Here is a 24,681-nt window from a genome sequence, read left to right as displayed (position 1 = left end):
TTTCACCAACGAGGACGTCAGCAATGCATAAGAACAACAAGATTCGGCCCGCCCTGGGCTGCCTGCTCGCCCTGGGCGCCGTCGGCCTGAATGGCCTGGCCTGCGCCGACGAGGCCTTCTCCGCCGATTCGAAATGGGGCCTGGGGGATTGGGGCGGCACCCGCAGCGAGCTGCTGGAGAAGGGCTACGACTTCAAGCTGGACTACGTCGGCGAGGCCGCGGGCAACCTGCACGGCGGCTACAACGACGACAAGACCGCGCGCTACACCGACCAGTGGGCGCTGGGCACGCACCTGGACCTGCAGAAGATCCTCGGCTGGCATGGCGCCGAGTTCCAGCTGACGGTGACCGAGCGCAGCGGCAACAACCTGTCCAACGACCGTATCAGCGACCCGCGCGCCGGCCAGCTCAGCTCGGTGCAGGAAGTCTGGGGCCGCGGCCAGACCTGGCGGCTGACGCAGATGTGGTACAAGCAGACCTTCCTCGACGACGCCCTGGACATCAAGGTCGGCCAGTTCGGCGAGGGCGAGGACTTCAACAGCTTCCCCTGTGATTTCCAGAACCTGGCGTTCTGCGGCTCGCAGGTGGGCAACTGGGTCGGCGGCATCTGGTACAACTGGCCGGTGGCGCAGTGGGCGCTGCGGGTGAAGTACAACCTGAGCCCCGAGTTCTTCGTGCAGGTCGGCGCCTACGAGCAGAACCCTTCGAACCTGGAGACCGGCAACGGCTTCAAGCTCAGCGGCAGCGGCACCAAGGGCGCGATCCTGCCGGTGGAGCTGGTGTGGTCGCCCAAGGTCGGCGGGCTGCCGGGCGAATACCGCCTGGGCTACTACTACAGCACCGCCAAGGCCGACGACGTCTACGAGGACGTCAATGGCCAGCCCCAGGCGCTGACCGGCAACGCCTTCAAGTCCCATGGCAGCAAGCACGGCTGGTGGGTGGTGGCGCAGCAGCAGGTCACCGCGCACGCCGGCGACGCCTCGCGTGGCCTGAGCCTGTTCGCCAACTTCACCGTGCATGACCAGGCGACCAACAGCATCGACAACTACCAGCAGGTCGGCATGGTCTACAAAGGCCTGTTCGACGCGCGGCCCAAAGACGATATCGGCCTGGCGGTGGCGCGCATCCACATCAACGATGACGTGACCAAACACCAGAAGCAGATCAACGAAGTCTCCGGCATCGACGACTACGACAACCCGCTGTTCCAGCCGCTGCAGCACAGCGAATACGACGCCGAGCTGTACTACGGCGTGCACGTGACCAACTGGCTGACGGTGCGGCCGAACCTGCAGTACATCAAGCATCCCGGCGGTGTCTACGAGGTGGACAACGCCCTGGTCGCCGGGCTGAAGATCCAGTCCAGCTTCTGATGCGCCAAACGACACGCTCCTGAGGTGCTGCTGTACTTGGCCCGCCCGCCGATATCGGGGCGGGCTTTTTGTTCGTAGGGCGCATAACCGTTCGCGGTTATCCGCCGATACGCCGGGGCCACGGCCAGCGCCCAGGTCAACCTGGGAGCCGCCGGGCAGCGAGGCTAGACGGCGGATAACGCCGTAGGCGTTATGCGCCCTACGTGACCGGCCTGGGACGAAAAAATCCGGACATGTGACTGGGGTTCTATGCTTTTCAGGTAGAATCTGCGCTTTTTTCACCAACGTGTAGTAAAACTACATAGATGTCATGCCCCGGGAGCGTCCGGGAAGGGATTGATTCAGGACCTCCGGACAATGCTCGAGCATCCGCTGCAGCGCTTCTTCCATTCCATGCGTGCCAAGCGCCCCTTCGACTGGGTGCGCTTCCAGCGCCGCGACCTGCTGCTGATCGATCATCCCCTGTGCCAGGCAGTCTTCAGCCGCCAGGGCGCGCAGCTGCTGCATTTCCGGCCCCAGGGCGAGCGCTCCATGCTGTGGTGTTCCAGCCAGTGGCCGGCGTTGAGCACGGCGCCCATCCGCGGCGGCATCCCGGTGTGCTGGCCGTGGTTCGGCAGCCACCCCAGCGAGCCCGACTGGCCGCCCCACGGCTGGGCCCGCCAGCGCGAATGGCGCCTGCTCGACGCCCACGCCGACGAGAGCCTGGTGCAGGTGAGCTGGCAGCTGGACATCGAGGACTGGCACGTGCGCCTGGACGCGCGCCTGGGCCGTGAGCTGGAGATGGAACTGTCCAGCTACCACGAGGACGACAGCGACTGCCTGTTCAGCTTCGCCCTGCAACCCTACTGGCGCATCGGCTCGCTGCGCCGCAGCGTGGTCCACGGCATGGAGCTGGAGGGCGGCCAGCGCCCGGCGGCGAACACCTGGACGCCGCGGGGCGCGGTCAAGCAGGTGCTGTACAACACCGGCGCGCTGGTGCTGGAAGACGCCGGCTGGCAGCGCCGCCTGCGCATCGACAAGAACGCCGCCGCCGGCAGCGTCATCTGGCACCCCGGCAGCCGCGCGGTGGAGCAGGTGGAGCCGGGCGAGGCCGACCGCTTCCTGTGCATAGGCGCCGCCGGCTACCGCCCCGGCGGCCTGATCCTGGCCCAGGGCGAGCGCATGCGCCTGCGGTTGAAGGCCGGGTTGGTCTGACGGTTTCCGCTGCGCGGGGCTTGAGCGTAGGAACAACGGTCTTGCCGACTGCGCCAAGGTGCTTTTCGTAGGATGGGTTGAGCTTGCGATACCCATCGAACCATGGTGATGGGTATCGCTTCGCTCAACGCCATCCTACGACGGTGCTCCTCCTGCCATGTAGGAGCGGACTCCGTCCGCGATCGGTCGATCCCCTGCGCCGAAATCGCGGATGAATCCGCGCCTGCGAAATCACCGCGGCGGGGCGTCAGTCTTCCTCGTCCAGCTGGTAGCGCGTCGGCACCAGGCTCTCCTTGATCCTGCGCAGGTGCGGCTGGAAGTCCACGCCGCGGCGCAGGGTCACGCCGGTGGCCAGCACGTCGAGCACCGTCAGCTGGATGATCCGCGAGGTCATCGGCATGTAGATGTCGGTGTCTTCCGGCAGCGGGATGTCCAGGGTCAGGGTGCAGACCTTGGCCAGCGGCGAGTCGGCCGCGGTCAGGCCGAGCACCGAGGCGCCGTTGTCCCGCGCCAGGCGCGCCACCTCCACCAGCTCGCGGGTGCGGCCGGTGTAGGAAATCACCACGAACAGGTCGCCGGTGTGCGCCACCGAGGCGATCATCCGCTGCATCAGCACGTCGCTCTGCGCCGACACCGCCAGGTTGAAGCGGAAGAACTTGTGCTGCGCATCCAGCGCCACCGAGCTGGAGGCGCCTAGGCCGAAGAAGTGGATCTGCCGGGCCTGGATCAGCAGGTCCACGGCGCGGTCCACCGCGCGTGGGTCGATCAGCTTGTAGGCGGCGTCCAGCGAGGCGATGGTGCTGCCGAAGATTTTCCGTGTGTACGCTTCGGGGCCGTCGTCCTCGGCCACTGCCTGGGTGACGAAGGCCGCGCCGCTGGCCAGGCTCTGCGCCAGCTGGATCTTCAGCTCCGGGTAGCCGCTCATGCCGAAGGAGCGGCAGAAGCGGTTCACCGTCGGTTCGCTGACGCTCGCGGCCTGGGCCAGCGCGGCGATGCTGAAGCGGGTGGCCTGCTGCGGGTTCTGCAGTATCACCTCGGCGACCTTGCGTTCGGCCTTGTTCAAGTCTTCCAGGCGCGTCTGGATCTGCTCCAGCAGGTTCTTCATCCGTTCTCCTTGGTGGCCCCTGTGGGGCAATCGACGGCCGGGGACGTACCTGCGGCCAGCGGCGCTATCCTAACGTCAGGTCGGCAGACGACCAACAGGACCGCGTCTTGGGAAAAATATGTTGTTTAATTACTACATTTTTGCCTTAATAGCCCGGTGTATTCGGCAAATGTTCCTCAAAATCTGTTTGGTAACAACAAATGCCTGATGTCCGCGTTCTGCCTTGCACCCTGGCGCTGTTCGGCGCGCTGGGCGACCTCGCCCTGCGCAAGCTGATCCCCGCCCTCTACCAGCTCGACCGTGAAGGCCTGCTCCACGGCGACACCCGCATCCTCGCCCTGGCCCGCGACGAGGGCGACCCCGCCGCCCACCTGGCCACCCTCGAGAAGCGCCTGCGCCTGGCCGTGCCGGCGCGCGAATGGGACGACGCCGTCTGGGCGCGCTTCCAGCAGCGCCTGAGCTACCTGAGCATGGACTTCCTCGATGCCGCGTCCTACCCGGCGTTGCGCGACGCGGTGCCCGCCGGCCTGCCGCTGGTGGCCTATTTCGCCACCCCGGCCGCGGTCTACGGCGGCATCTGCGAGAACCTCGCCGCCCTCGGCCTGGCCGAACGCACCCGGGTGGTGCTGGAGAAGCCCATCGGCCACGACCTGGCGTCCTCCCGCGAGGTCAACGAGGCGGTGGCGAAGTTCTTCCCGGAGAACCGCATCTACCGGATCGACCACTACCTGGGCAAGGAAACGGTGCAGAACCTCATCGCCCTGCGCTTCGCCAACAGCCTGTTCGAGACGCAGTGGAACCAGAACCACATTTCCCACGTGGAGATCACCGTGGCCGAGAAGGTCGGCATCGAGGGCCGCTGGGGCTACTTCGACCAGGCCGGCCAACTGCGCGACATGGTGCAGAACCACCTGCTGCAGCTGCTATGCCTGATCGCCATGGACCCGCCCAGCGACCTCTCCGCCGACAGCATCCGCGACGAGAAGGTCAAGGTGCTGCGCGCCCTGGAGCCGATCCCGCCGGAGCAACTGGCCGGCCGCGTGGTGCGCGGCCAGTACACCGCCGGCTTCATCGACGGCAAGGCGGTGCCCGGCTATCTGGAAGAGGAACACGCCAACCGCATGAGCGGCGCCGAGACCTTCGTCGCCCTGCGCGTGGACATCCGCAACTGGCGCTGGTCCGGCGTGCCTTTCTACCTGCGCACCGGCAAGCGCATGCCGCAGAAGCTGTCGCAGATCGTCATCCACTTCAAGAACCCGCCGCACTACATCTTCGCTCCGGAGCAGCGCTCGCTGATCAGCAACCGCCTGATCATCCGCCTGCAGCCGGACGAGGGCATCTCCCTGCAGGTGATGACCAAGGACCAGGGCCTGGGCAAGGGCATGCAACTGCGCACCGGGCCGCTGCAGCTGAGCTTCTCCGAGGCGTACCAGGCTGCGCGCGTGCCGGACGCCTACGAGCGGCTGCTGCTGGAAGTGATGCAGGGCAACCAGTACCTGTTCGTGCGCAAGGACGAAGTGGAGTTCGCCTGGAAGTGGTGCGACCACCTGATCGCCGGCTGGGAACGCCTGGGCGACGCCCCCAAACCCTACGCCGCCGGCACCTGGGGACCCCAGGCGGCCGTGGCGCTGATCGCGAGAGACGGGAAGGACTGGTATGGCGACCATTGATCTGAAACTGCCGGCCGGCGTGCGCTGGACGGCCTGGGAAAGCCCGGTGGCGCAGGCCCGCGGCCTGGCCGCCAATGTGGCCGAACAACTGCGCGGGGCCATCGCCGAGCGCGGCCGCGCGCTGCTGGCGGTGTCCGGCGGACGCAGCCCGGTGGCCTTCCTCGAAGCCCTGAGCGGCGAAGTCCTCGACTGGGGCAAGGTGACCGTGACCCTCGCCGACGAGCGCTGGGTGCCGGAGGTCCATCCGGACAGCAATGCCGGCCTGGTGCGCCGCCACCTGCTCAAGGGCGCGGCGGCCAAGGCGCTGTTCTGCGGCCTGTATCACTCGGCGCCGAGCCTGGAGGAAGCGGCGACCATCGCCGACCGCCAGGTCGCCGAGCTGGCCCTGCCCATCGACGTGCTGGTGCTGGGCATGGGCGACGACGGCCACACCGCCTCGCTGTTCCCGGCCAGCCCGGGCCTGGCCGAGGCCCTCGACCCGGCCGGCGCGCGCCATTGCCTGCCGGCCTGGGCGCCGAGCGTGCCGCACCAGCGCCTGACCCTCAGCCGTGCGCTGCTGGCCGCCTCGCGGGTGCAACTGCTGGCGATCCAGGGTGAGGCCAAGCTGGCCACCCTGAGGGCCGCGCTGGCCGCCGAAGACGAAGCAAGCATGCCGGTGAGCGCCTTCCTCCGCGCTCCCCTGTCGATCCACTGGTGCCCCTGAGGCACGGAGTTACCGCAACATGAGTCTCGATTCCCACATCCAGCGCATCGACGCCCTCGCCGAGCGCGCCCGCATCCTGCCGGTGATCACCATCGATCGCGAGCAGGATATCCTGCCCATGGCCGACGCCCTGGCCGCCGGCGGCATCACCGTGCTGGAAGTGACCCTGCGCACCCCGCTGGGCCTGACCGCCATCCGCACCCTGGCCGAGCAGCGCCCAGAATTGTGCGTGGGCGCCGGCACCGTGCTGGACCCGCAAACCTTCCGCCAGGCGGAAGAGGCCGGCGCGCAGTTCATCGTCACCCCCGGCTGCACCGAGGAACTGCTGCAGCACGCGGTGAGCCGCCCGGTGCCGCTGCTGCCCGGCGTGGCCACCGCCTCCGAGATCATGGCCGCCTACCGCCACGGCCTGCGCCGCTTCAAGCTGTTCCCGGCCAAGGTGTGCGGCGGCGTGGAAGCGCTCAAGGCCTTCGCCGGCCCCTTCCCGGAAGTGCGCTTCTGCCCCACCGGCGGGGTAGGACCGGACAACCTGAACGACTACTACCGCCTGGACAACGTGATGTGCGTGGGGGGCACCTGGATGCTGCCCAGGGCTGCCGTCGCCAGCGGTGACTGGGCCACGGTCGAGCGCCTGTCGCGCGAGGCCCTGGCGCTGCTCGAATCACACTGAGCTGTCCCACGATCGGACGTGCCCGGCCTTGTGCCGGGCTTTTTTATGGGGGCGGGCGGCTGCTCTTCGTAGGAGCGAGCTTGCTCGCGAACGGAGTTTCCCGGTGGCGCAGGTGCTGGGTTTAAGAGCACCCTCTCCCCAGCCCTCTCCCTGAAGGGAGAGGGGGCCGTTCGGCGTGCTTGGGAAGTCAGGCGTCAGCCGGAAACCGCAGGACCACTCGGGGACCTCAGCAGGCAGAGGACAGTCCCCTCTCCCTTCAGGGAGAGGGTTAGGGAGAGGGAGCGGACTCAAATAACACTCCGGCGCCTCAGGCAAACGGCCGTTCGCGAGCAAGCTCGCTCCTACGAAAGACCCTCTTCCAGATAATCCCGCAACCGCTCCTGCAGATAGGGCACCGCCTCCCCCTCATCCAGCCCGAGGTACTCCTCCACCGCCATCAACCGCCAATACTGCCCCTCGTCGCCGAAGCGGATCGCCGCGAACTCCGCCGCCCGCAGCCGCGCCACCAGGAACCAGGCCCAGGGCGCCGGGCCGTGGGTGGCGCGGTAGCGGCGCTGCCATTCGATGCGCTCCTGGCCCAGGCGGATGGCGAACTCCTCCTCCAGCTCGCGCAACGCGCATTCGGCCGGGGTTTCCTGGCCTTCGCGGCCGCCGCCGGGAAAGTCCCAGCAGCCGGGGAAGGGGATGCCGGGTTTCTCGTCGCGCAGGTAGACCACCAGGTGACCGTCGTGGAACAGCGCCAGCTTGGCGCCGGTGAAGGCGGATTCGTCGCTCAACTCGGTTTCCCCCTGAAAGCGGCGCGAATGGCAAAAGCGGCTAGGCTTTCCCGATCACGGACGGTGCTTTGCCGCGCCCAAGCGCGTATGATGCGCGACCTTTTTCTTCGTTGCATGACACACCGGGAGGTGCCCAGATGAACGACACGCACGAAACCACCGAAATTTCCCCCGCCGGCGAGAAGCTGCAGAAGGTCCTGGCCCGTCTGGGCGTCGGCTCGCGCCGTGACGTCGAGGCCTGGATCGAGGAAGGCCGGGTCAAGGTCAACGGCGTGGTCGCCAGCCTCGGCCAGCGCGTGGAAGGCCACGACGCCATCGCCGTCGACGAGCACCTGATCCGCCGCGAGCAGGCCGAAGAGCACGTGCGCCGCGTGCTGATCTACAACAAGCCCGAGGGCGAGGTCTGCACCCGCGACGACCCGGAAGGCCGCCCGACCGTGTTCGACCGCCTGCCGCGCCTGCGCAGCGGCCGCTGGATCAACGTCGGCCGCCTGGACATCAACACCACCGGCCTGCTGCTGTTCACCACCGACGGCGAGCTGGCCAACCGCCTGATGCACCCGTCCTACGAGATGGACCGCGAGTACGCCGTGCGCGTGCGCGGCGAAGTCGACGAAGAGATGATCGAGCGCCTGAAAGCCGGCGTGATGCTCGAAGACGGCCCGGCCAAGTTCAGCGACATCCAGCAGGCCCCGGGCGGGGAAGGCTTCAACCACTGGTACCACGTGGTGGTGATGGAAGGCCGCAACCGCGAAGTGCGCCGCCTGTGGGAATCCCAGGGCGTGGTGGTGAGCCGCCTGAAACGCGTGCGCTTCGGCCCGGTGTTCCTCACCTCCGAGCTGACCATGGGGCGCTACCGCGAGATGGACCAGCGCGAACTGGACATCCTCAGCGAGGAGGTCGGCCTGAAGCCGGTGAAACTGCCGGAGATGACCACCAAGGCCAAGGACAAGCTCGAACGCCAGCAGCGCAAGCTGGCCAAGCCGCTGGCGCGCAGCGAGCGCCCGGATGCCGGTCGCGGCAACCGCCAGCGCAAGGAATCCTTCGGCGGCGAGCGCCCGGCCCGTGGTCCGCGTCCGGTGGCCGGCGAGCGTCCCGCCCGAGGGCCGCGTCAGGACTCCGACCGTCCGGTTCGTGGTCCGCGCCAGGATGCCGACCGCCCGGCCCGTGGTCCGCGTCAGGATGCCGACCGTCCGGCTCGTGGTCCGCGCCAGGACTCGGATCGTCCGGCTCGTGGTCCGCGCCAGGATTCGGACCGTCCGGCTCGTGGTCCGCGCCAGGATTCGGATCGCCCGGCCCGTGGTCCGCGCCAGGACTCTGATCGTCCGGCTCGTGCTCCACGCCAGGATTCGGATCGTCCGGCCCGCGGTCCGCGCAAGGACTCCGACCGTCCGGCCCATGGTCCGCGCCAGGATTCCGAGCGCCCGGCCCGCGCGCCGCGTCCGGAAGGCCGTGGCAAGGCCCCGGCCGGCGAAGCGCCGCGTTCGCGTCCGGCCAAGCCGAGCGCCGAGCGTGACGAGCGCCCGTCCAAGCCGGTGGCGCGCAAGCCGTTGAACAAGCGCCGCCCGCAGCCGGCCGGCGACGGCATGCGCCCGGGCTTCAAGCGCTAAGCGTCAGGCATGAAAAAAGGGCTCCGCGGAGCCCTTTTTTTCGTCTTCCGGAAAGTCCGCTCAGCCGGCGCAGGCCAGGCGGTTGCGGCCGTCGCGCTTGGCCGCGTAGAGCGCGGCGTCGGCCCGGTGCAGCAGGTCGTCGACGCGCTCGCCGGCGATCAGGGTGGCGCAGCCGAGGCTGACGGACAGCGGCACCGGCTTGCCATCGACGGCAAAGTCCAGCTCCTGGATGGCATGCCGCAGCCTTTCGCCGACCTGGGCGGCGCTGCTGCTGGGCGTGTTGGACAGCAGCACGAGGAACTCCTCGCCGCCGAAGCGGAAGACCATGTCGACGTTGCGCAGGCTGGCCTTGATCGCCCTGGCCACGCAGCGCAGGGCCTCGTCGCCGTGGCTGTGGCCGTACTGGTCGTTGATGCGCTTGAAGTGATCCAGGTCGAGCATCAGCACCGACAGCGGCTGCAGGCTGCGCCGCGCCAGCTCGACCTCGCGGCCCAGGGCCTGGTCCATGGCGATGCGGTTGCCGGTGCCGGTCAGCGCGTCGCGCAGGGCGGCCTGGATGGCCGCGCGGTAGAGCAGGGCGTTGCGCAGCGGGTAGAGCAGGCTGGCGATCAGGCTTTCCAGCTGGCCCAGCTCGGTTTCGTCGAAGGGGCGGCGGCGGCGGAAGGCCAGCTCGCCCAGGTATTCCCCGGCATGGTTGAGGTTGTAGGTGGCGCCGTGGCTGGCGGCTTCGCCGAACTCCAGGCGCAGGTCGGCGCTGCCGTTCTGGTAGCTCAGGTAGTCCAGCGGCAGCAGCGCCTGGATCTCCTGGAAGAACAGGCCCAGGACGCGTTCGATCTCGAGGCTGGTCTGCAACTGCACGGCGAGCTGCCGGCGCACGTCCGTCAGGCTGGCCGGGCGCCGGCCGCGCGGGCGGCCGCTCTCGACCTGGCTCAGGCGCTGGAGCTTGGCGGTATCGAAATCGATGGTGTTGGACTGCTTGGGCGGGGCCATGACGCGTGGCGACCTCTGGCGCAAAACGGCGACAGTGAGGGCTGAGCTATTTTCGTGCCAACCCGCGAAAAGTTCTGTTCTGACGGCTCAAGGGACCGTCTGGCGCGGGCTTGGTTCCGTAGGCTGGGAGTGCCCCGGAGGGTGGGATGTCAAAATGATGGCGAATTTTCCGGGGTAGCCGTAGGCTCTTTCCCTGGGCGTAGTCGGAAAACCGGCGGGGCGGCTGTCGCGCCGCCCCGCGCCGGTCAGGCCTGGGCGTCGAAGGCCTGGCCGTTGACGCCGATGCTGTCCGGGCCCATCAGGTACAGGTAGACCGGCATGATCTCGTCCGGCGCCGGGTTGTTCGCCGGGTTCTCGCCGGGGTAGGCCATGGCGCGCATGCTGGTGCGGGTGGCGCCGGGGTTGACGCTGTTGGCGCGGACGGCGTTGGTGCCGTCGCACTCGTCGGCCATCACCTGCATCAGGCCCTCGGTGGCGAACTTGGACACCGCGTAGGCGCCCCAGTAGGCGCGGCCCTTACGCCCGACGCCGCTGGAGGTGAAGATCACCGAGGCGTCGCTGGCCAGCTTGAGTAGCGGCAGCATGGCGTGGGTCAGCATGAACACCGCGTTGACGTTGACCTGCATGACGCGCATGAAGTTTTCCCCGGAGATCTGCTCGATGGGCGAGCGCAGGCCGAGGATGGAGGCGTTGTGCAGCAGGCCGTCGAGCTTGCCGCATTCCTTCTCGATGGTTGCCGCCAGCTCGTCGTACTGGTGCGGCTGGGCGGTTTCCAGGTTGAAGGGGATGACCACCGGCTGCGGGTGGCCGGCGGCCTCGATCTGGTCGTAGGTCTGGTTGAGGTTTTCTTCGCTCTTGCCCAGCAGCAGCACGGTGGCGCCGTGGGCGGCATAGGCCCGCGCGGCGGCGGCGCCGATGCCGCGGCCGGCGCCGGTGACCAGGATCACCCGGTCCTTGAGCAGGTCGGGGCGGGCGGAATAGTCGAACATGGAAACTCCTTGGGAGCGCTGGAAGCCTGAAGCCGGAAGCTTGAAGTCGAGCGGCGGAGCGCTTCCGGCTTCAGGCTTCCAGCTTCAAGCTCAACAGGAACAAAGCGCGCGGTCGAGCACCGCCAGCAGGTCGCGCGGGTGGTCGACGATCACGTCGGCGCCCCAGTGCGCGGGGTTGTCCTCGGGGTGGATGTAGCCGTAGCGCACCGCCGCGGTCTTGGTGCCGGCGGCGCGGCCGGACTCGATGTCGCGCAGGTCGTCGCCGATGAACAGCACCTGCGCCGGGTCGATGCCCAGTTGGCTGCAGGCCAGCAGCAGCGGCTCCGGGTCGGGCTTGCTGTTGCTCACGTGGTCCGGGCAGACCAGCACCGCCGAGCGCTCGGCCAGGCCCAGCTGCTGCATGATCGGCTCGGCGAAGCGCACCGGCTTGTTGGTCACCACGCCCCAGATCAGGTTGGCCCGCTCGATGCTTTCCAGCAGCTCGGCCATGCCGTCGTACAGGCGGCTGTAGACCGCGCAGTGGTCCTGGTAGCGGTCGAGGAATTCCTGGCGCAGCGTCTCGAAGCCGTCGGCTTCCGGGTCCATGTCGAAGGTCGCGGCGACCATGGCGCGGGCGCCGCCGGAGACCACGTCGGCGATGCGCTGGGCGTCGATCGGCGGGCGGCCGTGGGCGGCGAGCATGGCCTGGCAGACGGCGATGAAGTCCGGCGCGGTGTCCAGCAGGGTGCCGTCCATGTCGAAGAGAACCGCTCTGAGCTGCATCGCCGTCATTCCTCGCGCAGGGTCTGGATCATGTAGTTGACGTCGACGTCGTCGGCCAGCTTGTAGTGCCTGGTCAGCGGGTTGTAGGTCAGGCCGACGATGTCCTTGACCGCCAGGCCCGCATCGCGCGACCAGGCGCCCAGCTCGGAGGGGCGGATGAACTTCTTGAAGTCGTGGGTGCCGCGCGGCAGCAGGCGCATGACGTACTCGGCGCCGACGATGGCGAACAGGTAGGCCTTGGGGTTGCGGTTGATGGTGGAGAAGAACACCTGGCCGCCGGGCTTGACCATCTTGTGGCAGGCGCGGATCACCGAGGCCGGGTCGGGCACGTGCTCGAGCATCTCCAGGCAGGTGACCACGTCGAACTGCCCGGGCATTTCCTCGGCCAGCTGTTCGGCGGTGATGCGCCGGTATTCCACCGGCACCCCGGATTCCAGCTGGTGCAGCTGGGCCACTGCCAGCGGCGCCTCGCCCATGTCGATGCCCAGGACGGTGGCGCCGCGCTGGGCCATGGCCTCGCTGAGGATGCCGCCGCCGCAGCCGACGTCCAGCACCTTCTTGCCGGCCAGGCTGGCGCGCTCGTCGATCCAGTTGACGCGCAGCGGGTTGATGTCGTGCAGCGGCTTGAACTCGCTCTCGCGGTCCCACCAGCGATGGGCCAGTGCCTCGAATTTGGCGATCTCGGCGTGGTCGACGTTGCTCATGGCGTACCTTCGTTGCAAATCATGGGAAATCGTGGCGCGCAGGCCGACTATGATGCCAGCTTCGCGCGGCGGATGGGCGCGGCATGACAGATTGTCGCAGCCGCGCCCGGCAGTGTTCAGGCGCCAGCGATGCGCCGGCCCCAGGCGCCGACCTCGGCGGCCAGGCGGCCCTCGTCCAGGCGCGTCAGGCGGCCGGCGTCCAGCAGCTGCTTGCCGCTGACCCACAGGTGGCGCACGCAGTCGCGGCCGCTGGCGTAGATCAGTTGCGAAACCGGCTCGTAGACCGGCTGCTGGGCCAGCCCGGAAAGGTCGAAGGCCACCAGGTCCGCGGACTTGCCCAGCTCCAGCGAGCCGATTTCCTGCTCCAGGCCCAGGGCGCGAGCGCCGTTCAGGGTGGCCATGCGCAGCGCGCGGTGGGCATCCAGGGCAGTGGCCTGGCCGGCCACTGCCTTGGCCAGCAGGGCGGCGGTGCGGGTTTCGCCGAGCAGGTCGAGGTCGTTGTTGCTGGCCGCGCCGTCGGTGCCTATGGCGACGTTGACCCCGGCCTGCCACAGGCGTTCCACCGGGCAGAAGCCGCTGGCCAGCTTGAGGTTGGATTCCGGGCAGTGGATCACCGAGCTGTTGGTTTCCACCAGCAGCTCCAGGTCCTCGTCGCTCACCTGGGTCATGTGCACGGCCTGGAAGCGCGGCCCCAGCAGGCCCAGGCGGTGCAGCCGGGCCAGCGGGCGCTCGGCGCTCTTCTCCAGGGCCTGCTGGACCTCGAAAGCGGTCTCGTGGACGTGCATCTGGATGCCGGCGTCGAGTTCCTCGGCCAGCATCAGCACGTTCTCCAGCTTGTCGTCGCCGACCGTGTAGGGCGCGTGCGGGCCGAAGGCCACGCGGATGCGCGGGTGGTGCTTGAGGTCGTCGTGCAGCGCCACGCCCTGGCGGATCGCCTCCTGGGCGTCGCGGGCGCCGGGCATGGGGAAGTCCAGCACCGGCACGCACACCTGGGCGCGGATGCCGCTGTCGTGCACCGCCTCGCAGGTCACCCGCGGGTGGAAGTACATGTCCGAGAAGCAGCTGATGCCGCCCTTGATCTGCTCGGCGATGGCCAGCTCGCTGCCGGTGCGCACGAAGTCCTCGTCCACCCACTTCGCCTCGGCCGGCCAGATGTGCTCCTGCAGCCAGGTCATCAGCGGCAGGTCGTCGGCCAGGCCGCGGAACAGGCTCATGGCGGCGTGGCCGTGGGCGTTGACCAGGCCCGGGGCGAGCAGCATGCCCGGCAGCTCGCGGGTTTCCGCCGCCGGCTGGCGCAGGGCTTCGGCGCGCGGGGCGAGCAGGGCGATGCGGCCGTCGCGGATGCCCAGCGCATGGTCGCGCAGGACCACGCCGGCGGGTTCCACCGGGACTATCCAGGTCGGCAGCAGAAGCAGGTCGAGAGGGGCTTTGGCGTCGGGCATGGGGCGCTTCCTGCGGCGCGGGAACGGGTGGCCGGCAGTATACCCGAGCACCTTGGCCTGCGGCTCGTTATACTCGCGGGTTTTCCCGGCCCTGGCCGGGCTCGATATCGGCGCGCCGCCCGGCGCGCCCGGACCTGATAGAAGAACGAGGTGTTCCATGCGTGAGCGACTGTTGGCGGCCGAGCGGGTCACGGCCATTGATTGGCGCAAGGGCACCCTTCGTCTGCTCGACCAGCGCCTGTTGCCGCTGGAGGAAACCTGGCTGAGCTACGACAGCGCCGCCGGCGTCGCCGAGGCCATCCGCCAGATGGTGGTGCGCGGCGCCCCGGCCATCGGCATCGCCGCGGCCTACGGCCTGGTGCTGGGCCTGCAGGCCCGCCTGAACAACGGCGGCGCCTGGCGCGAGGCCCTGGAGGACGACTTCCGCGTGCTGGCCGAATCGCGGCCCACCGCGGTCAACCTGTTCTGGGCGCTGAACCGCATGCGCGAGCGCCTCGAACGCCTGAAGCCGGGCGACGACCCGCTGCAGGTGCTGGAAGCCGAGGCCATCGCCATCCACGAGAGCGACCGCGAGGCCAACCTGACCATGGCCCAGCTCGGCGTCGAGCTGATCCGCAAGCAGCACTCCGGCCCGCAGAAGATCCTCACCCACTGCAATACCGGCGCCCTGGCCACCGGCGGCTTCGGCACCGCCCTGGGGGTGATCCGCGCGGCGCACCTGGAGGGCCTGGTCGAGCGCATCTACGCCGACGAGACGCGTCCCTGGCTGCAGGGCGCGCGCCTGACCGCCTGGGAACTGGCCAACGAGGGCGTGCCGGTGACGCTCAACGTCGACGCCGCGGCGGCGCACCTGATGAAGACCCAGAGCATCACCTGGGTCATCGTCGGCGCCGACCGCATCACCGCCAACGGCGACGTGGCGAACAAGATCGGCACCTACCAGCTGGCGATCAACGCCATGCACCACGGCGTGCGCTTCATGGTGGTGGCGCCCAGTTCGACCATCGACATGAACCTGGAAAGCGGCGAGGACATCCCCATCGAAGAGCGCGACGGCCGCGAACTCCTGGAAATCGGCGGCAAGCGGATAGCCGCCGAGGTGGATGCCTACAATCCGGTGTTCGACGTGACCCCGGCCGACCTGATCGATGCCATCGTGACCGAGCGCGGCGTGGTCGAGCGTCCGGACACCGAGCGCATGGCCCAGTTGATGAGCCGCAAGCGCCTGCATTGAGGGCGCCCGGCGGGGATAGGTGTTCCCCCGGGCTTGTGGTAAGCTCCGACGGTTCTCAGTGGGGCCTTTTTCTGGCCCCGTCGATTGCGCGGATCATTGACCTAAGTCGTTGATTTGTTGTGAGTCGATGGCGTTCTGATGGCGCTGTCGCACTCCGCCGGGCTCGGGACGGGCGAGGCGGAGTTCCATCTGCAAAAGGAACCAGGCTTCTCATGGGCGAACTGGCCAAAGAAATCCTCCCGGTCAACATCGAAGACGAACTCCGACAGTCCTACCTCGATTACGCCATGAGCGTGATCGTCGGTCGTGCCCTGCCCGATGCACGCGATGGCCTCAAGCCCGTGCACCGCCGCGTCCTGTACGCCATGAGCGAACTGGGCAACGACTGGAACAAGCCCTACAAGAAATCCGCCCGTGTGGTCGGCGACGTGATCGGTAAATACCACCCGCACGGCGACACCGCGGTGTACGACACCATCGTGCGCATGGCCCAGCCCTTCTCGCTGCGCTACATGCTGGTGGACGGCCAGGGCAACTTCGGTTCGGTGGACGGCGACAACGCCGCGGCCATGCGCTACACCGAAGTGCGCATGGCCAAGCTGGCCCACGAGCTGCTGGCGGACCTGGACAAGGAAACCGTCGACTGGGTGCCCAACTACGACGGCACCGAGCAGATCCCGGCGGTCATGCCGACCAAGATCCCCAACCTGCTGGTCAACGGCTCCAGCGGCATCGCCGTGGGCATGGCGACCAACATCCCGCCGCACAACCTGGGCGAGGTGATCGACGGCTGCCTGGCGCTGATGGACAACCCCGAGCTGTCCGTCGACGAGCTGATGCAGTACATCCCCGGTCCCGACTTCCCGACCGCCGGCATCATCAACGGCCGCGCCGGCATCATCGAGGCCTATCGTACCGGCCGCGGGCGCATCTACATCCGCGCCCGCGCCGATATCGAGGACATGGAGAAGGGCGGCAATCGCCAGCAGATCATCATCACCGAGCTGCCCTACCAGCTGAACAAGGCGCGGCTGATCGAGAAGATCGCCGAGCTGGTGAAAGAGAAGAAGATCGAGGGCATCACCGAGCTGCGCGACGAGTCCGACAAGGACGGCATGCGCGTGGTCATCGAGCTGCGCCGCGGCGAAGTCGGCGAGGTGGTGCTGAACAACCTCTACGCCCAGACCCAGCTGCAGAGCGTGTTCGGCATCAACGTGGTGGCCCTGGTCGACGGCCAGCCGCGCACGCTGAACCTCAAGGACATGCTCGAAGTCTTCATCCGCCACCGCCGCGAAGTGGTGACCCGGCGGACCGTCTACGAGCTGCGCAAGGCCCGCGAGCGCGGCCACATCCTCGAAGGCCAGGCGGTCGCCCTGTCGAACATCGATCCGGTGATCGAGCTGATCAAGACCTCGCCGACCCCGGCCGAGGCCAAGGAACGCCTGATCGCCACCCCCTGGGAATCCAGCGCGGTGGAAGCCATGGTCGAGCGCGCCGGCGCCGATGCCTGCCGTCCGGAAGACCTGGACCCGCAGTACGGCCTGCGCGAGGGCAAGTACTACCTGTCGCCGGAGCAGGCCCAGGCCATCCTGGAACTGCGCCTGCACCGCCTGACCGGCCTGGAGCACGAGAAGCTCCTGTCCGAATATCAGGAAATCCTCGCCCTGATCGGCGAGCTGATCCGCATCCTGACCAACCCGCAGCGTCTGATGGAAGTCATCCGCGAGGAGCTGGAGAAGGTCAAGGCCGAGTTCGGCGACGCCCGCCGCACCGAGATAGTCGCCTCCCAGGTGGACCTGACCATCGCCGACCTCATCACCGAGGAAGAGCGCGTGGTGACCATCTCCCACGGCGGCTACGCCAAGTCGCAGCCGCTGGCCGCCTACGAGGCCCAGCGCCGCGGCGGCAAGGGCAAGTCGGCGAGCGGAGTGAAGGACGAGGACTACATCGAACACCTGCTGGTGGCCAACAGCCACGCCACCCTGCTGCTGTTCTCCAGCAAGGGCAAGGTCTACTGGCTGCGCACCTTCGAGATCCCGGAAGCCTCGCGCACCGCGCGCGGCCGTCCGCTGGTCAACCTGCTGCCGCTGGACGAAGGCGAGCGCATCACCGCCATGCTGCAGATCGACCTGGAAGCCGTGCGCGCCCAGTTCGCCGGTGAGGAAGGCGATGACGACGACGTGGTCGCCGAGCAGGTCGCCGAAGTGGTGGAAGCCGAAGAGGCCGAAGAGGGCGACGACGCCGACTTCAGCCAGGACGAGCCGACCGGCGCGTACATCTTCATGGCCACCATGAAAGGCACCGTGAAGAAGACCCCGCTGATCCAGTTCACCAAGCCGCGCTCCAACGGCCTGATCGCGCTGAAGCTGGAGGAGGGCGACTCGCTGATCGCCGCCGCCATCACCGACGGCTCGAAGGACGTGATGATGTTCTCCGACGCCGGCAAGGTGATCCGCTTCAAGGAAAGCAAGGTGCGCATCATGGGCCGCAACGCCCGTGGCGTGCGCGGCATGCGCCTGGCCGAAGACCAGCGCATCATCTCCATGCTGATCCCCGAATGCCGCGAGGCGCAGATCCTCACCGCCTCCGAACGCGGCTACGGCAAGCGCACGCCGCTGGCCGACTACCCGCGCCGCGGCCGTGGCGGCCAGGGCGTGATCGCCATGGTCATCAACGAGCGCAACGGCAAGCTGGTGGGCGCCGTGCAGGTGCTGGACGGCGAGGAGATCATGCTGATTTCCGACCAGGGCACCCTGGTCCGCACCCGCGTCGACGAAGTCCGCGGCGCGGGCCGCAACACCCAGGGCGTGATCCTCATCAAGCTGGCCGCCGACGAGACCCTGGTCGGCCTGGAGCGGGTGCAGGAGCCGACCGTGGTCGAGGGCGAAGTCGTGGACGACGAAGCGTTCGACGAGAATCAAGAAGCAGGCGAAGCCGCGGCCGAGGAAGCGCCGCAGGCCAGCGAAGACTGATTAGCGAGAGTGGATGTGAGCAAGCGAGCCTATAACTTCTGCGCAGGTCCAGCTGCGCTTCCCACCGAGGTGCTGGAGCGCGCCCGCGAAGAGCTGCTCGACTGGCAGGGCAAGGGCCTGTCGGTCATGGAGATGAGCCACCGCAGCGACGACTACGTGGCCATCGCCGAGAAGGCCGAGCAGGACCTGCGCGACCTGATGGGCGTGCCGTCGAACTACAAGGTGCTGTTCCTGCAGGGCGGCGCCAGCCAGCAGTTCGCCGAGATCCCGCTGAACCTGCTGCCCGAAGACGGCGTGGCGGACTACGTGGAAACCGGCATCTGGTCGAAGAAGGCCATCGAGGAAGCACGCCGCTTCGGCAACGTCAACGTGGTCGCCAGCGCCTCCAAGTACGACTACTTCGCCATTCCCGGGCAGAACGAGTGGAACCTGACGCCGAACGCAGCCTACCTGCACTACGCGTCCAACGAGACCATCGGCGGCCTGGAGTTCGACTGGATTCCGCAGATCGGCGACGTGCCGCTGGTGGTGGACATGTCCTCGGACATCCTCTCGCGCCCGGTCGACGTGTCGAAGTTCGGCCTGATCTACGCCGGCGCGCAGAAGAACATCGGCCCGTCCGGCCTGGTGGTGGTCATCGTCCGCGAAGACCTGCTCGGCCGCGCCCGCAGCATCTGCCCGACCATGCTCAACTACAAGGTCGCCGCCGACAACGGCTCCATGTACAACACCCCGGCCACCTATTCCTGGTACCTCTCCGGCCTGGTCTTCCAGTGGCTGAAGGAGCAGGGCGGCGTCGAGGCCATGGAGAAGCGCAACCGCGCGAAGAAGGACCTGCTGTACTCCTTCATCGACGCCAGCGACTTCTACACCAACCCGATCCAGCCCAGCGCCCGTTCCTGGATGAACGTGCCCTTCCGCCTGGCCGACGAGAAGCTCGACAAGGCCTTCCTCGCCGGCGCCGACGCCCGTGGCCTGCTCAACCTCAAGGGCCACCGTTCGGTGGGCGGCATGCGCGCCTCCATCTACAACGCCCTGGGCCTGGACGCCATCGAGGCCCTGGTGGCCTACATGGCCGAGTTCGAGAAGGAGCACGGCTGATGAGCGACGCTGACCAGCTCAAGGCTTTGCGCGTACGCATCGACAGCCTCGACGAGAAGATCCTCGAGCTGATCAGCGAGCGCGCCCGCTGCGCCACCGACGTGGCGCGGGTGAAGATGCAGTCCCTGGCCGAGGGCGAGAAGCCGGTGTTCTACCGGCCCGAGCGCGAGGCCTGGGTGCTCAAGCACATCATGGAGCTGAACAAGGGCCCGCTGGGCAACGAGGAAGTGGCGCGGCTGTTCCGCGAGATAATGTCCTCCTGCCTGGCCCTGGAGCAGCCGCTCAAGGTCGCCTACCTCGGCCCCGAGGGCACCTTCACTCAGGCTGCGGCGCTCAAGCACTTCGGCCATGCGGTGATCAGCACGCCGATGGCGGCCATCGACGAAGTGTTCCGCGAAGTGGCCGCCGGCGCGGTGAACTTCGGCGTGGTGCCGGTGGAGAACTCCACCGAAGGCGCGGTGAACCACACCCTCGACAGCTTCCTCGAACACGACATGGTGATCTGCGGCGAGGTCGAGCTGCGCATCCACCACCACCTGCTGGTGGGCGAGAACACCAAGACCGACAGCATCACCCGCATCTATTCCCACGCCCAGTCCCTGGCCCAGTGCCGCAAGTGGCTGGACGCGCACTACCCGAACGTCGAGCGCGTGGCGGTGCCGAGCAACGCCGACGCCGCCAAGCGGGTGAAGAGCGAGTGGAACAGCGCGGCCATCGCCGGCGACATGGCGGCCAGCCTGTACGGCCTGGACAAGCTGCACGAGAAGATCGAGGACCGCCCGGACAACTCCACGCGCTTCCTCATCATCGGCAACCAGGAAGTGCCGCCGACCGGCGACGACAAGACCTCGATCATCGTCTCCATGCGCAACAAGCCCGGCGCGCTGCACGAACTGCTGGTGCCGTTCCACACCAACGGCATCGACCTGACGCGCATCGAGACCCGCCCGTCGCGCAGCGGCAAGTGGACCTACGTGTTCTTCATCGACTTCGTCGGCCACCACAAGGACCCGCTGATCAAGGACGTGCTGGAGAAGATCAACAGCGAAGCCGTGGCGCTGAAGGTGCTGGGCTCCTATCCCAAGGCGGTACTCTAACAAGCGGCTGGAAGCCGGAAGCCCGAAGCTGGAAGTTGGAGTCGCGCGGTCGCTTCCAGCTTCAAGCCTCCAGCTTTCGGCTTTCGGCTCCAGCGGAGCTGAAAAAATGTCTTGCGACTTCCTCGCCCTGGCCCAGCCGGGCGTACAGAAACTCTCGCCCTACGTGCCGGGCAAGCCGGTGGACGAACTGGCCCGCGAACTGAACCTGGACCCGGCGAAGATCGTGAAGCTGGCCAGCAACGAGAACCCGCTTGGCCCCAGCGCCAAGGTGCTGGAAGCGATCCGCGGCGAACTGGCGGAAATGACCCGCTATCCCGACGGCAACGGCTTCGAGCTGAAAAGCAAGCTGGCTGCCCGCTGCGGCGTTTCCACCGCCGAGGTGACCCTCGGCAACGGCTCCAACGACATCCTCGACCTGGTCGCCCGCGCCTACCTGGCGCCTGGCCTGAACGCCGTGTTCAGCCAGTACGCCTTCGCCGTCTACCCGATCTCCACCCAGGCCGTCGGCGCCGAGGGCAGGGCGGTGCCGGCGAAAGACTGGGGGCATGACCTGGAAGCCATGCTGGCGGCCATCGACGCCAGCACCCGCGTGGTCTTCATCGCCAACCCGAACAACCCCACCGGCACCTGGCTCGGCCCGGACGCGCTGGAGCAATTCCTCTCCCGTGTACCGGAAAACGTCCTGGTGGTGCTGGACGAGGCCTACATCGAGTACGCCGAGGGCGACGAACTGCCCGACGGCCTGACGTACCTGGCCCGCTACCCGAACCTGCTGGTCTCGCGCACCTTCTCCAAGGCCTACGGCCTGGCTTCGCTGCGCGTCGGCTACGCCATCTCCTCGGCGCAGATCGCCGACGTGCTCAACCGCGTGCGCCAGCCGTTCAACGTCAACAGCCTGGCCCTGGCCGCCGCCTGCGCCGCGCTGGACGACGCCGAGTACCTGGCCGAAGGCAAGCGCATCAACGACGCCGGCATGCAACAGCTGCAGGATGGCCTGCGCGCCCTGGGCCTGGCCTGGATCCCGTCGAAAGGCAATTTCCTCGCCGTCGACCTGCAGCGCGACGCCGGCCCGGTCTACCAGGCCCTGCTGGCGGAAGGCGTGATCGTGCGCCCGGTGGGCGGCTACGGCATGCCGCAGCACCTGCGCATCTCCATCGGCCTGCCGGAAGAGAACGCACGTTTCCTCGAAGCGCTGGCCAAGGTGCTCGCCCGTGCCTGAGGTGACGCCACGCAAGCTCCGCCGCCTGGTGGTGGTGGGGCTGGGCCTGATCGGCGGCTCCTTCGCCAAGGGGCTGCGCGAGAAGGGCCTGTTCGAGGAAGTGGTCGGCGTCGACCGCGACCCGCAGACGCGCCGCCTGGCGGTGCAGCTGGGCGTGGTCGACCGTTGCGAGGAGAGCCTGCGCGAAGGCTGCCGCGACGCCGACGTGATCCAGCTCGCCGTACCCATCCTGGCCATGGAGAAGGTGCTGGCCGAACTGGCCACCTTCGACCTCGGCCACGCCGTGCTCACCGACGTCGGCAGCGCCAAGGGCAACGTGGTGCGCGCGGCCAGGGTCGCCTTCGGCGAGATGCCGGCGCGCTTCGTTCCCGGCCATCCCATCGCCGGCTCCGAGCAGAGCGGGGTGGAAGCGGCCAACGGCAAACTGTTCCGCCGTCATAAAGTCATCCTCACGCCGCTGGATAATGCCGACGCGGACGCGGTCCAGTGCGTCGAGGCACTGTGGCGCGAGCTGGGCGCGGACGTCGAGCTGATGGAAGTCGAGCACCACGACGAAGTGCTCGCCGCCACCAGCCACCTGCCGCACCTGCTGGCCTTCACGCTGGTCGACTCGCTGGCCAAGCGCAGCGAAAATCTGGAAATCTTCCGTTATGCCGCCGGCGGCTTCCGCGACTTCACGCGGATCGCCGGCAGCGACCCGACGATGTGGCACGACATCTTCCTTGCCAACCGCAAGGCGGTGCTGCGCATCCTCGACGTTTTCCACGACGACCTCGACGCCCTGCGCGAGGCCGTCGATGCAGGGGACGGGCAGCAACTGATGGGCGTCTTCACCCGCGCCCGCGTCGCCCGTGAACACTTCAGCAAAATCCTGGCCCGCCGGGCCTATGTGGACGCCATGCACAACAACGACCTGATTTACCTGGCCCAGCCGGGTGGCCGCCTGTCCGGGCGCGTACGCGTTCCGGGCGACAAGTCCATCTCCCACCGCTCGATCATGCTCGGCTCCCTGGCCGAAGGCACCACCGAGGTGGAAGGCTTCCTCGAGGGCGAGGACGCCCTGGCCACCATTCAGGCGTTCCGCGACATGGGCGTGGTCATCGAAGGCCCGCACCACGGCCGTGTGACCGTCCACGGCGTCGGCCTGCACGGCCTGAAACCGGCGCCGGGCCCCATCTACCTGGGCAACTCCGGCACCTCCATGCGCCTGCTCAGCGGCCTGCTGGCGGCGCAGCCGTTCGACAGCACCCTGACCGGCGACGCCTCGCTGACCAAACGCCCGATGAACCGCGTGGCCAAGCCGCTGCGCGAGATGGGCGCGGTGATCGAGACCGCCGCCGAAGGGCGCCCGCCACTGACCATCAAGGGCGGCCAGAAGCTGACCGGCATGCACTACGACATGCCCATGGCCAGCGCCCAGGTGAAGTCCTGCCTGCTGCTCGCCGGCCTCTACGCCGCCGGTGAAACCTCGGTGACCGAGCCGGCCCCTACCCGCGACCACACCGAGCGCATGCTGCGCGGCTTCGGCTACCCGGTGGAGGTGGAAGGCAGCACCGCCAAGGTCGAAAGCGGCCACAAGCTCAGCGCCACCAATATCGAAGTCCCGGCGGACATCTCCTCCGCGGCCTTCTTCCTGGTCGCGGCTAGCATCGCCGAAGGTTCGGAGATCGTCCTCGAACACGTCGGCATCAACCCGACCCGCACCGGCGTCATCGACATCCTCAAGCTGATGGGCGCCGACATCACCCTGGAGAACCAGCGTGAAGTGGGCGGCGAGCCGGTGGCCGACCTGCGCGTGCGCTCGGCCAGGCTGAAGGGCATCGACATCCCCGAGGACCTGGTGCCCCTGGCCATCGACGAGTTTCCCGTGCTGTTCGTCGCCGCCGCCAACGCCGAAGGCCGCACCGTGCTGCGCGGTGCCGAAGAACTGCGGGTGAAGGAATCCGACCGCATCCAGGTCATGGCCGACGGTCTGCTGGCCCTGGGCGTGAAGTGCGAGCCGACCCCGGACGGCATCATCATCGACGGCGGCCCCTACGGCGGCGGCGAAGTCTGGAGCCACGGCGACCACCGCATCGCCATGTCCTTCAGCGTGGCCTCGCTGCGCGCCTCGGCGCCGATCCGCATCCACGACTGCGCCAACGTCGCCACCTCCTTCCCGAACTTCCTCGGCCTGGCCGCGGGCGCCGGCATCCGCGTGGCGGAGGAGGGCAACTGATGGCCGCCTCCGACTTCGCCGCGGCCTGGCCGGTGGTCGCCATCGACGGCCCCAGCGGCTCCGGCAAGGGCACCGTGGCCGGCATCCTGGCCAAGCGCCTGGGCTGGAACCTGCTGGACTCCGGCGCGCTGTACCGCCTGCTGGCCTTCGCCGCCGGCAACCACGGCATCGACCTGACCAACGAGGAAGCCCTCAAGGTCCTGGCCGCGCACCTGGACGTGCAGTTCACCCACGCCAAGGGCGGCGAGGGCCAGCACATCATCCTCGAGGGCGAAGACGTCACCGACACCATCCGCACCGAACAGGTCGGCGCCGGCGCCTCCCAGGTCGCCGCGCTGCCGGCGGTGCGCGACGCCCTGCTGCAACGCCAGCGCGCCTTCCTCGAAGCCCCGGGCCTGGTGGCCGACGGCCGCGACATGGGCACCGTGGTGTTCCCCGGCGCGCCGCTGAAGATCTTCCTCACCGCTTCGGCCGAAGAGCGCGCCCGCCGCCGCTACCTGCAGCTCAAGGGCAAGGGCGTGGACTGCGACATGGCCGCGCTCACCGAGGAAATCCGCGCCCGCGACGAACGCGACAGCCAGCGCAGCGTGGCCCCGCTGAAACCAGCCGAAGGCGCCATCGTGGTGGATTCCACCAGCATGAGCATCGAGGCGGTGGTGGACAGCATTCTTGGCGAAATGGTGCGCCTGGGGCTGGATGTCGATTGAGTCTGGTCGTCCGCCGGCGTTTGACGCCTGGTGCGGCGGTTGCTAACATTCCAGACCTTGTATTGGGAGGCTTTCGTCCATATCTGGCGAAGCAACCCGTAAAAATTGAATGTGGAGTGCCCGGCTTCGGCCTGGCGCGGCCAGG

Annotated in this window: 19 protein-coding genes and 1 pseudogene; 13 read left to right on the top strand and 7 right to left on the bottom strand. The window is 68.1% G+C overall.

Annotation, left to right across the window (positions count from 1 at the left end):
* Positions 1-23: 23 nt before the first annotated feature.
* Together QSJ95_RS11015 and QSJ95_RS11010 are read left to right on the top strand one after the other, a co-directional pair.
* Complete coding sequence (locus QSJ95_RS11015; protein WP_285642373.1) at positions 24-1,373, top strand: carbohydrate porin; 1,350 nt, start codon at positions 24-26, stop codon at positions 1,371-1,373.
* A 357-nt stretch (positions 1,374-1,730) separates the two neighbouring features.
* On the top strand, positions 1,731-2,567 hold the full coding sequence (locus QSJ95_RS11010; RefSeq protein WP_269963776.1) for a D-hexose-6-phosphate mutarotase: 837 nt from the start codon (positions 1,731-1,733) through the stop codon (positions 2,565-2,567).
* A gap of 247 nt (positions 2,568-2,814) precedes the next feature.
* On the opposite strand, the gene QSJ95_RS11005 is transcribed toward QSJ95_RS11010, so the two are convergent.
* The gene (locus QSJ95_RS11005; RefSeq protein WP_009620931.1) at positions 2,815-3,672 is read right to left on the bottom strand and encodes a MurR/RpiR family transcriptional regulator; all 858 of its coding nucleotides are present in this window, start codon (positions 3,670-3,672) and stop codon (positions 2,815-2,817) included.
* A 200-nt stretch (positions 3,673-3,872) separates the two neighbouring features.
* Here QSJ95_RS11005 and zwf point away from each other — a divergent pair, with 200 nt between their 5' ends.
* The 3 genes from zwf to QSJ95_RS10990 are packed head-to-tail and all read left to right on the top strand — an operon-like array spanning position 3,873 to position 6,715.
* Entirely contained in the window at positions 3,873-5,342 is a 1,470-nt protein-coding gene (gene zwf / locus QSJ95_RS11000) for a glucose-6-phosphate dehydrogenase (RefSeq protein WP_043267599.1), read from the top strand.
* Positions 5,329-6,045 carry a 6-phosphogluconolactonase gene (gene pgl, locus QSJ95_RS10995; protein ID WP_285642367.1) on the top strand — a complete coding sequence of 239 codons (717 nt, stop codon included), beginning with the start codon at positions 5,329-5,331 and terminating at the stop codon, positions 6,043-6,045. The genes zwf and pgl overlap by 14 nt, the downstream gene beginning before the upstream one ends.
* Before the next feature lie 19 nt (positions 6,046-6,064).
* A complete protein-coding gene (locus QSJ95_RS10990) occupies positions 6,065-6,715 on the top strand; it encodes a bifunctional 4-hydroxy-2-oxoglutarate aldolase/2-dehydro-3-deoxy-phosphogluconate aldolase (RefSeq protein WP_285642365.1) in 651 nt (216 codons plus the stop codon).
* 341 nt (positions 6,716-7,056) lie between these two features.
* On the opposite strand, the gene QSJ95_RS10985 is transcribed toward QSJ95_RS10990, so the two are convergent.
* Positions 7,057-7,491, bottom strand: a complete 435-nt coding sequence (locus QSJ95_RS10985) for an NUDIX hydrolase (protein ID WP_069861304.1) — start codon at positions 7,489-7,491, stop codon at positions 7,057-7,059.
* 137 nt (positions 7,492-7,628) lie between these two features.
* Between QSJ95_RS10985 and rluB the strand changes: the two are divergent.
* Positions 7,629-8,852 (top strand): annotated as a pseudogene (gene rluB / locus QSJ95_RS10980) (23S rRNA pseudouridine(2605) synthase RluB); the annotation flags it as partial.
* 309 nt (positions 8,853-9,161) lie between these two features.
* On the opposite strand, the gene QSJ95_RS10975 reads toward rluB, so the two are convergent.
* From QSJ95_RS10975 to QSJ95_RS10955, 5 genes are all read right to left on the bottom strand, one after another.
* Entirely contained in the window at positions 9,162-10,091 is a 930-nt protein-coding gene (locus QSJ95_RS10975) for a GGDEF domain-containing protein (RefSeq protein ID WP_009620943.1), read from the bottom strand.
* A gap of 245 nt (positions 10,092-10,336) precedes the next feature.
* Positions 10,337-11,080: a YciK family oxidoreductase gene (locus QSJ95_RS10970; RefSeq protein WP_009620945.1), complete on the bottom strand. Its 744-nt coding sequence runs from the start codon at positions 11,078-11,080 to the stop codon at positions 10,337-10,339.
* 90 nt (positions 11,081-11,170) lie between these two features.
* Entirely contained in the window at positions 11,171-11,851 is a 681-nt protein-coding gene (gene mupP / locus QSJ95_RS10965) for an N-acetylmuramic acid 6-phosphate phosphatase MupP (RefSeq protein ID WP_285642360.1), read from the bottom strand.
* Positions 11,848-12,546, bottom strand: coding sequence for a bifunctional 2-polyprenyl-6-hydroxyphenol methylase/3-demethylubiquinol 3-O-methyltransferase UbiG (gene ubiG / locus QSJ95_RS10960; RefSeq protein WP_285642358.1), 699 nt, complete (start codon positions 12,544-12,546; stop codon positions 11,848-11,850). The genes mupP and ubiG overlap by 4 nt, the downstream gene beginning before the upstream one ends.
* 116 nt (positions 12,547-12,662) lie before the next feature.
* Complete coding sequence (locus tag QSJ95_RS10955; RefSeq protein WP_009620950.1) at positions 12,663-13,988, bottom strand: TRZ/ATZ family hydrolase; 1,326 nt, start codon at positions 13,986-13,988, stop codon at positions 12,663-12,665.
* 157 nt (positions 13,989-14,145) lie between these two features.
* Here QSJ95_RS10955 and mtnA point away from each other — a divergent pair, with 157 nt between their 5' ends.
* The 7 genes from mtnA (at position 14,146) to cmk (ending at position 24,536) form a co-directional block, all read left to right on the top strand.
* Positions 14,146-15,222 carry an S-methyl-5-thioribose-1-phosphate isomerase gene (gene mtnA, locus QSJ95_RS10950; protein ID WP_249919166.1) on the top strand — a complete coding sequence of 359 codons (1,077 nt, stop codon included), beginning with the start codon at positions 14,146-14,148 and terminating at the stop codon, positions 15,220-15,222.
* A gap of 212 nt (positions 15,223-15,434) precedes the next feature.
* Positions 15,435-18,194 carry a DNA gyrase subunit A gene (gyrA, locus tag QSJ95_RS10945; protein ID WP_043313489.1) on the top strand — a complete coding sequence of 920 codons (2,760 nt, stop codon included), beginning with the start codon at positions 15,435-15,437 and terminating at the stop codon, positions 18,192-18,194.
* A gap of 15 nt (positions 18,195-18,209) precedes the next feature.
* The gene (gene serC / locus QSJ95_RS10940) at positions 18,210-19,295 is read left to right on the top strand and encodes a 3-phosphoserine/phosphohydroxythreonine transaminase (RefSeq protein WP_285642349.1); all 1,086 of its coding nucleotides are present in this window, start codon (positions 18,210-18,212) and stop codon (positions 19,293-19,295) included.
* A complete protein-coding gene (gene pheA / locus QSJ95_RS10935) occupies positions 19,295-20,392 on the top strand; it encodes a prephenate dehydratase (protein ID WP_009620954.1) in 1,098 nt (365 codons plus the stop codon). The genes serC and pheA overlap by 1 nt, the downstream gene beginning before the upstream one ends.
* A 106-nt stretch (positions 20,393-20,498) precedes the next feature.
* Positions 20,499-21,611 carry a histidinol-phosphate transaminase gene (hisC, locus tag QSJ95_RS10930; RefSeq protein WP_285642341.1) on the top strand — a complete coding sequence of 371 codons (1,113 nt, stop codon included), beginning with the start codon at positions 20,499-20,501 and terminating at the stop codon, positions 21,609-21,611.
* Positions 21,604-23,829, top strand: a complete 2,226-nt coding sequence (locus QSJ95_RS10925; RefSeq protein WP_285642339.1) for a bifunctional prephenate dehydrogenase/3-phosphoshikimate 1-carboxyvinyltransferase — start codon at positions 21,604-21,606, stop codon at positions 23,827-23,829. Before hisC ends, QSJ95_RS10925 begins: the two co-directional genes overlap by 8 nt.
* Positions 23,829-24,536, top strand: a complete 708-nt coding sequence (cmk, locus tag QSJ95_RS10920) for a (d)CMP kinase (RefSeq protein WP_285642337.1) — start codon at positions 23,829-23,831, stop codon at positions 24,534-24,536. Before QSJ95_RS10925 ends, cmk begins: the two co-directional genes overlap by 1 nt.
* The last annotated feature ends 145 nt before the right edge of the window (positions 24,537-24,681 follow it).

Origin of the sequence: Pseudomonas sp. NBRC 100443, assembly GCF_030268185.1 — a bacterium.
GTDB classification, from domain to species: domain Bacteria; phylum Pseudomonadota; class Gammaproteobacteria; order Pseudomonadales; family Pseudomonadaceae; genus Pseudomonas; species Pseudomonas citronellolis.
The sequence above is the reverse complement of the archived record's forward strand: the minus strand, read 5'-3'. Positions and strand labels throughout refer to the sequence as shown.